We start from the raw sequence: 10,042 nt of genomic DNA, 5'->3' as shown, positions 1-10,042 counted from the left end.
AAAAAAAAGTTAACGAATAGTAAATTATAATAACCACCAATTAAAACTTTATGAATAAAAAATTACCCCTCTATTTACAAAGTTGTCTCCATTATTTTAAAGATAACTTTAAAAGAAGTTTTTCCATTCAAATTGTGTTTTTAGCCCTATTTTCCTTCGCTACTTATGCGCAAGGGCCAGGCTCACTTTTTGTTGATGCAGGACCAGACGTTACCATTGAATGTGGCCAAGACCCGTGTACTGATATTACGGCAAACTTTCTGCAAACCTTTGAAACCTCGAGCAGCACTTATACCGTTAGCTCTATTGATTACAACCCGCCATTCCCTTTCAATGGCTTGGCAAACTCTTTAAACCCAGACATTGACGATGCATGGTCACCGGTTGATAATCTTCCATTTGATTTTTGTTATTTCGGAAATGTGGAAACTGAGTTTCAGGTAGGTTCAAACGGCGTAATCCGTTTTGACGTAGATCCCGGTGATACTGGAGTCGGCTCAAATGCTTGGAGTTTTGATTCAAATATCCCCAACAATGTTGAAGAAGCCTTAGCAGAGGCAAACGTTTTTTTACCAGGTCACGATATAGACCCGGCAGCCTCTTCTTCTGAAGAGATAGGTTATGAAGTGCTTGGTACATATCCAAATCGAGTTTTAGTTGTTGCTTATTATCAAGTTCCCATGTTTTCATCAAGTTGTAATAATTTATTGGCAACGCAAATGGTTGTTTTTTATGAATTTTCAAACGTGATTGAAATCTATATGCAAGACAAACCCTCATGTCCAGGTTGGAATGATGGAAATGCAGCATTGGGAATTCAGAATAACGATGGAAACATAGCATTTGTTCCACCGGGAAGAAATACATCTGATTCCCCTTGGACTGCTACAAACGAAGCATGGAGCTTCGCTCCCGCTGGCGCCCCTACTTATGAATTTGCTTGGCTTGATTCTGGCGGAAACGTTATTAGCACTAACCCAACCATAAATGTATGCCCAGATAGTGGTGGTTCTACATATACTGCTAGAGCTACCTACACAAACTGTAATGGTGAAGTGGTAGTATTAACAGATAATGTATTTGTTAGTTTTTCAGCAGGATTTAGTGTGGATTTGGGTGGCGATCAAGAATTATGCGATCAAAGTTCTTATGATATTACTGCCGAAGTTATTGATGGAGACCCCGCTGATGCTACATTTTTATGGAACACTGGGGAAACTACTCAAACCATTACCGTAACAGGCTCTGGCACTTATAGTGTAGATGTAACAATAGATACTTGTACAATCACAGAATCTGTAGTGATCAACTTTAACGAACGTCCCGCAATAGAGCTTGGAGACAATATAGAAACCTGTTTCTTTGATCCTGTTGTTTTAGATGCTTCCCCTTCAAACTATGACCCCGCAGATGCAACTTATGAATGGAGTCTTGACGGAAACGTTTTAGCAGGAGAAACAAACCCAACACTGAATGCTACTCAATATGGCGTTTACAACGTAATAGTTTCAGTGGCTGATTGTACTGCAACGGATGAAGTGACAATTTCACAACAAAACATTCAAGTTTCATTGGGAGATGATTTTACATCATGCTTTGAAACATCTGTAACCCTTGAGGCTGAAGCCATAAACTATGATCCATTAGTAGCAACCTATGAATGGAGACTGAACGGAAGCATCCTTGCCGGCGAAACCAACCAAACACTGAATATCACCCAAGCAGGAACTTATACGGTTACAACTACTTTCGGTTCTTGTACTACTTCAGACAGTGTTACGGTTAGTATAGGAAATATAGAAATAGAACTTGGGGATGATTTCCAAACTTGTTTTAACGAACAAGTTGTTTTAGATGCTTCTCCTTCTAATTATAATCCAGCAGACGCTACTTATGAATGGAGTCTTAACGGAACCATTTTGACTGCTGAAACCAACCCTACTTTAATAATAACTGAAGTAGGAACGTACAGTGTGATTGTTTCCATAGGAAGTTGCACAGCAACTGATAGTGTGACCGTTTCTTCCCGAGAGGATTTGGAGGTTTCTTTAGGAGATAATTTCACTACTTGCCCCAACGAGACTCGAACCCTTTCAGCTAGTACAACTGAGGAAGGTGTAACTTATCAATGGTTCTTAAATGGAAATCTAATTTCAGGGGAAACCGATAGCACTCTTGATTTTTCAATTGAAACAGGAACTTTAGGAACCCAAATCTATAGTGTTGTAATTTCCTTGGGAGGTTGTACAGGTACAGATTCAGTAGATGTTAATTTATACGCTGTTGGAAACTGTGTAATTTCAGAAGGAATTTCACCAAACGGTGATGGCTATAATGATTCATTGGACCTTACTTTCCTAAGTGATAGAAGTGGAGACTTAAAACTTCAAATCTTCAATAGATTGGGTGCTTCAGTATATGAGCAGAATAATTACACCAACGAGTGGCACGGGCAAACCAATGATGGCAATGACCTACCAACTGGAACCTATTTTTATGTGATAGATATTAAATCTCGTCCTTTAGGTCCTGCAGAAAATGGTGTTGATACTGACAAGCAAGAAACTGGCTGGATATATCTTAATCAGAAAGCCAACTAAAAACCATTAAATACTTTTTAACTACCAAATAGATAAAAATGAAAAAACATATATATATCCTAATTGTATTGATGGCAGGGTTGCTCTTTCAGGAAGCACAGGCGCAGCAAGACCCGCAATACACACAGTACATGTACAATATGAACGTGGTGAACCCAGCGTATGCAGGATCAAAGGAAAGTCTTTCCATTACCGCGCTTTACAGAAACCAATGGTCTGGTTTGGAAGGTAATCCCGTGACTTTCACCTTCGCTGCCCATTCACCAATAAGTGATAAAATTGGGCTCGGTCTTTCCGCTATAAAAGACGAATTGGGACCAGTAAAGGAAACCAATGTATTTGCAGACTTTTCCTATACACTTCAAGTGGGAAGCAATGTAAAACTTGCTTTGGGTCTTAAGGCTGGCGCAACATTTCACGATGTTGGGCTTTCAACTTTGGAATTACAGGACCCCAATGACCCTTTCTTTTCGGAAGACATAAACAAAACCTACCCAAATGTTGGTGCTGGTGCTTTTCTTTATGGCGAAAAGTTCTATTTGGGATTGTCTGTCCCAAATATGCTGAAATCGGTTCACTTGGATGAAAACGGAATTAAATACGGTTCAGAAACCAACCATTATTTTGCTACTGCCGGCTACGTTTTCCAACTTTCGGAAAACTTCAAACTGAAACCTTCCGTTATGGTAAAATCTGCTTTTGATGCGCCCGTTTCTTATGACGCTAACTTGAATGCACTGTTTTATGACAAGTTCGAACTTGGGGCATCCTACAGATTGGACGATTCCTTCAGTGGGTTGGTTGGGTTTCAAATTACCCCAAACATCCGCTTGGGCTATGCCTATGACCACGTAACATCCGACATTAAAACAGTAGGTCCAGCTTCACACGAAGTGGTGCTGACTTTCGATCTGTTCTTTAAGCCACGTGTTTTACGTTCACCAAGATTCTTCTAATAACCAAACTAATTTCATTTAAGATGAAAAAAATATACACTATACTTCTACTACTCGCGGTGAGCACCACACTGGTTACCGCCCAAAATAGTAAAACAAAAAAAGCCGATCAATATTACGACCGCCTTCAATATACCGACGCCGCCGAAGCATACCAAAAACTGTTGAAAAATGGCGATGGCAGCACCTACGTTTTTGAGCGTTTGGGAAACAGCTACTACTTTATAAACGATACCAAAAAAGCTGAAACCTTTTATAAAAGAGTTATAAAAAAGAAAGATGTTGATCCTGAAACGGTTTACAATTACGCCCAATCGTTAAAGGCGAATGGTAAATTTGCTGACTATAATACATATATGAAGCAATTCGCACAAATGAAGCCAAGCGATTCCCGTTCGGTGGAGTTTATGAAAAACCCGGATTATCTACCAGCAATTATTGACGAGAATTCACAGAAATATGCGGCCACAAATCTTGATGCGTTAAATTCAAAGTACTCAGATTTTGGCGGAATGGTTGTGGGGAACGATTTCTATTTTACTTCGGCCAGAAATACTACTGGCAAAAAATACGGTTGGAACGAAGAACCGTTTTTGGATATTTACAAAGCCTCAATAGTTGGTGGTGTTGAAAAGAATGAAACCGCTTTAAAAGGCGACGTAAATACAAAATACCATGAAAGCACCGTAGCCATTACGGCGGATGGTAAACGCATGTATTTTGACCGAAACGATTATTACAATGGAAAATATAAAAAGAGCGAGGAAGGCATCAACCAATTGAACATTTATTACGCTGAAAATGTTGATGGCGAGTGGAAAGATGTGCAATCAGTGCCATTTAATGACCACGACTATTCCACCAGCCACCCAGCTTTAAGCCCAGACGGAAATACACTTTATTTTACCAGCGACCGTCCCGGCGGAAAGGGAAAGGCAGATATTTATAAAGTTTCCATCTCAAAAGATGGTTCTTTTGGGAATCCTGAAAACTTGGGAAGCAACATCAACACAGAAGGAAAGGAAGGCTTCCCTTTTGTGGATTCAAATGGAACACTTTATTTCTGTAGCGATGCGCATTTAGGAATGGGCGGACTTGATGTTTTTGCTGCTGAAGCAAACGGCAATAGTTTCGGCGAAGCCAAAAATCTTGGACTTGGTGTAAACAGCAGTGAAGATGATTTTGCATATTCTTATAACCCAGCCACCCAAGAGGGCTACGTTTCTTCAAATAGAAAAGGTGGTAAGGGAAGTGACGATATTTACAAAATCAAAAAAATGGAATCCTGCGATGTAACCATTAATGCAACTGTAATTAATGAATATACCAAAGAACCAATCCCTTCAGCACGTTTGGAACTTTATGATGGTATGGAAAACAAATTGAATTCCGAAACCACAGGCATGGACGGAAAAGGAACGCTAATGGCGGCCTGTAACCAAAAACATATTGTGCAAGGATTTATGGACGGTTTTGAAAGCAATGCAGTAACTGTGAGCGCTTCCAAAAATGATGTGAAAAACATAACCATTGAACTACGCCCAATCGAATCTATAATTGTAGATGATAAAGTGATTTTGAACCCAATTCTTTTTGATTATGACAAACACAACATCAAGCCCCAAGCAGCTTTTGAGCTTGACAAACTTGTTGCATTGATGCAAAAATATCCTTCTATGGAAATTAATGTGGAAAGCCATACGGACAGTAGAGGTTCAGATACTTATAACATGGAACTTTCGGAAAGAAGAGCGCAATCTACCGTACAATATGTTATTTCAAAAGGAATTGATAAGAGCAGAATAAGCGGAAAAGGTTTTGGTGAGTCTAAACCAGCTATTGCTTGTGGCGATAATTGTACTGATGAGCAATACCACAAAAACAGACGTTCCGAATTTATTATTGTAAAGAAATAAAGAAAGTTAAAGTTTAACTGGAAAACCAACCAGAAAAAACCCTTGCTTGTCCAAACTTTGGATTTCGCAAGGGTTTTTAACATCCTATTACATGGCACGTAATAAAAAGGTTATAAGTTTTTTAAATTATTAATCTGAATTAATTACTATTTCATCAAACTCATAGGTTCCATCAAAAGCTTCTTCGCCGCTGCCCACATATTTTAAGGCTATGTAACCGTTTCCTGTAATACAATCCAAATCAACATTTCCAGAAGGAAACCAAGGGCCAAAAGCATCATCGTCCTGCGTTATGTAGGCTGCAGAAAGTATGTCCCAAGTAGCGGAAACTATATTATCTGGGTTTCCGTCCCAATCGGTTGATATAAATATTTCCAACGTACTTCCATCTGCAAAACTGTTTGAGGTTTTAAAGTTCAACGTTTCGCCTTCTTGGGCATCAAAATTTATTTGAGGAGTGATTAACCAAGCAATATTGCTGGAATCGCCAGAATTAAAAGCCTGCATTCTGGCAGAAATACCAAGCGATGGGCTACTTCCTGTTGATGTGAACGCTTCCCATTGTTCGGAACCTGCTTCAATATAATTCGTCCAACCGTTTCCAGAAATTGGATCGCCCGGAGATTGTGTTTCAAAAAAATCGCTAAAAAGTATATTTGCTCCAGTGGTTTCGGCAACACCACAATCAATTTCAGCTGGATCACAACGCTCTTCACTGTCAAAATATATCGTGGAAGGATCACTAACTGTAATGTTGAATTCTTCCCCATAAAAATCATAAGTTAAAATTGCGTCCATTGTTCCTCTTCCACTTGGCAAAAGCACGGTTTTGTAATCTGCATAGGTGCTGGTGCTAAAAATTGTGGAGTATCCGGTTTCACAATTTTCAAGTTTACGCTCAGCGTCAAATTGATCACCAGGTTCCGCGGCAAAAGTTTTACGATTTTCACCAACAGCATCGTGGCGGTCAAATTGAACATCAGTCAAACGCACAAAAAGATTTGTTTTATCATCTGAAAAATCGAGAATAGTAATAGGAAGTGCTTCCACAGTTGCAACTTCAACATCGCGAATTAAAAAATCAAACATCGCAGATTCCGGAATTTTCTGAATATTTGTTCCGTCCCGAATTCCCAAAGTCAATACGCCGCTGTTTAAACCAACTGTCAAGCCGTCGAGTTTTACGTACACTTTTCTTCCAAATTCAAAAGTGGTGAAAAGCGGGTTTGCATCTATCAAAATTTTCACTCCGGTATTCGGGTTTGATGCACTGTTCTGAATAATTAGTTCCTCAAAAAAGTTTCCGCCCTCATCACTCGAAATAACATATCCTACGACGTATTTTTCTGTTCCTTCAAAAGTTAAAATTGCATCCGGATTTCCGGTATTTGTCTGTTCCTGCTGCAATAAACTTCGCAAAGCTGAAATTTCGATAACGCTATTTTGATCAATATCCGGTGCAATAACTTCCGTATTTGGCACTTCAAAATCATCTTTTTTAACACAAGAAAATATTGTCATTAAAACGAAGAATAACGTAAATGGTTTGTTGAATTTTCCTGTTTTCATAACTCAAGTATTTAATTATTAAAATCTTATGTAAACATTTGCATAATATGTGGTTCCATAACCGAAGAAATATCGGTTGCCAAAAATTGGCGTATTTCTTTTTTGGTCTTCCTGCACTTTTTTATAATCTGCCAATCGCGAATCTTCAAATCCGCCTGTTTTGTAATGTTGGTCGAGGATGTTGCTAACTGTTGCAAAAAAGCCAACGTAATATCCTTTTATTCTCCACGATTTTCCGCCGACAACATTTACGAGCAAATACTCCCCAAAATCTTCCTGTTTTAAAAGAGTTTTGGCTATTTCAGGATCGTAATCATTATAAGTTTGACCATCAGCATCAAAAGTGAACGCATCAGACCTTCGCAAGGTGCTTACATCTATATAGGCGTTTGAAAAATAATTGGCTGTTACTCCAACCCACCAATATGTTGGGTCGCGGTATTCAATTCCTAATTGATAAGCTCTTTCGGGACCGGCTGCAACGTGATAATTTTTCAGTTTTGTGGTTTTATCTCCGAATGTGAGAATGTCAAAATCATCACTCGTTAAATATTGGTTTGGATTGTTTGTGTAAACATTTTCGCCGAAAGCAGCTACGGCTTTCAACTTGAAAGTTGGAGTTACTTGTGCTTCAATGCCCAATTCCGCGCCCATTTTTCGAGTGTCAGTTCCAGTAATAATTTCCTGAACAAATGCATATCCATCTTTATAACCTTGGGCAGATTCCGTGAAAAAGAAGTTGATATCTGTCTGGCCTTTGATTGTATTGTAATAGCCCGTGAGCCTTGCTTTCACAATTGGGGAACGGAAAATATAGCTCAAATCAGCATTCTGAATTTTTTCAGATTCCAGCCCAATTACTGTTGCATTGCTCTGTCGGGAATTGCTAAAAGCGTTACGCAGTGTGGGCGCTTTGGTGAAATAACCAGCATTAAAATCAATTAAATGTCGTCCTGTAATTTTATAAAGAACTCCAGCCTTACCACCAAAATTGGTAAAAGTTAATTTTTCACTTTTTCCTAAGGAAAGATTACCTGGAAAATTTCCGTTTTCAAAAAGACCGTTGCGTTGGTATGTGGTTTGCGAAGCAGTTGCGGCGAAATATAAATCCATGCGGCTATATTTAAACTGCCCCTGCGCAAAACCTGAAATTACGCTGGCATTCAATTCATAATTATATTTATAACGATCACCTTCGGTAACAATTCGGTTTCGGTTTTGCAAATCACTTTGGGCAACTTCGCCGATGATTGTATTGTTTACGCCTTCGGCAAAATAATCTATGTCCAAATAACCCGTTCCACCCAAAAGATCTTTCAGTTCTGCAAAATTTTCACTTTTTAGATTGCGATAATTTAAACTTCCATTTAATGTAATATTCTCGCTTATTTGGATGCTTAAAATCGTATTTGCCATTAATTGCGTATCGTCCTGTCTATCTTCCTGAATGGCATAAATTGAATTTCCGCCACTGTCTTTTGCAATTCTATTGGCTTCGTAAAGTGAGTTCCAATCCAGTTGTCCATCATTTATAAGTTTCTGTTCCGCTAAATAGGCAAGCTCATAATCATAAGCCGTTGGGTTTTCAAAGCGAAGAAAATAACTGGGCAAGCGTTGGTAATAATTGGGATACGGATTTCTGGCGCCACCAATATATGCCTGCTGACCGTCCACTTCAATCAATCGGGTTCCGCCGTAATCAATTCGGGTGTTTCCTATTTTTCCAAATTGATAAGCAAGATTAGTATTCAATGAAGTTTTGCTACTAATGTTCCAAAAATGATTGAGCATAATTACAGGCTCTTCAACACGCTTCATTTTTGAATTTCGAACATCACCATTTTGATAGCCCCAGTTTGGGTTGTAATCAATTCCCTTTAAATTTTCAATCTCAGCAGTTATAGGTGCAGATTTTCCTCGATGGTTCGGTGTGTAAAATGCCGTGAAATTAAGACTGCTTTTTTCTCCGAAATTTTTCTCAACGGAAGCAAAAAAGGAATTGGCATCATAAATAGTTCCTTCCTGAAAACCTCCATCCCCAAAACGACGCGAAAGCAAAACCGAATACGCAAAACCATTTTTCCCCTGTCCACTATTATACGAACCCATAACACGACCACGATAACTTCGGTTTGAAGATGCGTATGAAACCCTTCCGCCCTTTCGATACTGCGAAGCACGCATAATTATATTTGTGGTTCCGGCAACATCGCCAAAAGTATAATCGTTGGCCTTCAAACCCATCGAAAATTCCTGATTGCGCTGCACATCGTTCAAACCGCCCCAATCTGCCCATTGTGGACGGCCGTCAAATTGCTTGTTCATTTCAATACCGTTTATCAATACTTTTCCGTTGGCATTGTCAAAACCGCGCGGATTGAAAAATGTAGTACTGAAATCATAGGCGGCGGCATTCAGAAAAACATCATCCGAAGCTTGCAATAGGCCGGAAACAGTATAAGATGTTCCCTCATCATCATCCAATTCATTGTCGGAAAGACTTATAACTCCAATTTGTTGTTCCACTTCCCGCAGATCTATCTCCATTAAAATCGGGTCTAAATTGATTGAAGCATCGTTTCGAATAATTATTGGCAGCTTTAAAGTTATATAGCCCGACTTTGAAACAATCAGTATTTGCTGTCCTTGCGGAAGATTTTCCTGTAGAAAATAAAACTCGCCCAAAGCATTGGTTGCGGTATTGAAGATACTGCCCTGAATGTTAATTTCAACATCAGGAATGGGCTCATAAGAATTGGTTTCCAGTATCCGCCCTTTCACAATGGCCTCTTGGGCTAATGAAGACAATCCGCCCAAAAAAACCACACAACCCATAAAAATGAAGCGTTTCATCTTTAAATGTGATTTTAATTTTTGGGGAGGATTATTCTGGGAAGAATATAAAATTAATAAAAAAATTATTATTTAACTATATATATTGTTAACTTTTTACCATTAAAGTTTTGTTTTAATCATGTTGAAGCTTTTTCGATATTCTATT

Annotated in this window: 5 protein-coding genes; 3 read left to right on the top strand and 2 right to left on the bottom strand. The window is 38.8% G+C overall.

Annotation, left to right across the window (positions count from 1 at the left end; genetic code table 11):
- Positions 1 to 134 precede the first annotated feature (134 nt).
- The 3 genes from A7A78_RS11555 to A7A78_RS11545 are packed head-to-tail and all read left to right on the top strand — an operon-like array spanning position 135 to position 5,472.
- A complete protein-coding gene (locus A7A78_RS11555) occupies positions 135 to 2,600 on the top strand; it encodes a T9SS type B sorting domain-containing protein (protein ID WP_068762624.1) in 2,466 nt (821 codons plus the stop codon).
- A 38-nt stretch (positions 2,601 to 2,638) separates the two neighbouring features.
- Positions 2,639 to 3,556: a PorP/SprF family type IX secretion system membrane protein gene (locus A7A78_RS11550; protein WP_068762623.1), complete on the top strand. Its 918-nt coding sequence runs from the start codon at positions 2,639 to 2,641 to the stop codon at positions 3,554 to 3,556.
- Positions 3,557 to 3,579: 23 nt separating this feature from the next.
- Positions 3,580 to 5,472: an OmpA family protein gene (locus A7A78_RS11545; protein WP_068762622.1), complete on the top strand. Its 1,893-nt coding sequence runs from the start codon at positions 3,580 to 3,582 to the stop codon at positions 5,470 to 5,472.
- A gap of 129 nt (positions 5,473 to 5,601) precedes the next feature.
- Here A7A78_RS11545 and A7A78_RS11540 read toward each other — a convergent pair whose 3' ends face one another.
- Both A7A78_RS11540 and A7A78_RS11535 read right to left on the bottom strand, forming a co-directional pair.
- Positions 5,602 to 7,041 (bottom strand): DUF5689 domain-containing protein, encoded by a 1,440-nt coding sequence (locus A7A78_RS11540; RefSeq protein WP_068762621.1) that lies wholly within the window; start codon positions 7,039 to 7,041, stop codon positions 5,602 to 5,604.
- Positions 7,042 to 7,059: 18 nt separating this feature from the next.
- Entirely contained in the window at positions 7,060 to 9,894 is a 2,835-nt protein-coding gene (locus A7A78_RS11535; protein ID WP_068762620.1) for a carboxypeptidase-like regulatory domain-containing protein, read from the bottom strand.
- Positions 9,895 to 10,042: the final 148 nt, after the last annotated feature.

The sequence above is a fragment of the Aequorivita soesokkakensis genome, from assembly GCF_001641085.1.
GTDB classification, from domain to species: Bacteria; Bacteroidota; Bacteroidia; order Flavobacteriales; family Flavobacteriaceae; genus Aequorivita; species Aequorivita soesokkakensis.
This window is presented reverse-complemented; position numbering and strand designations above follow the sequence as displayed.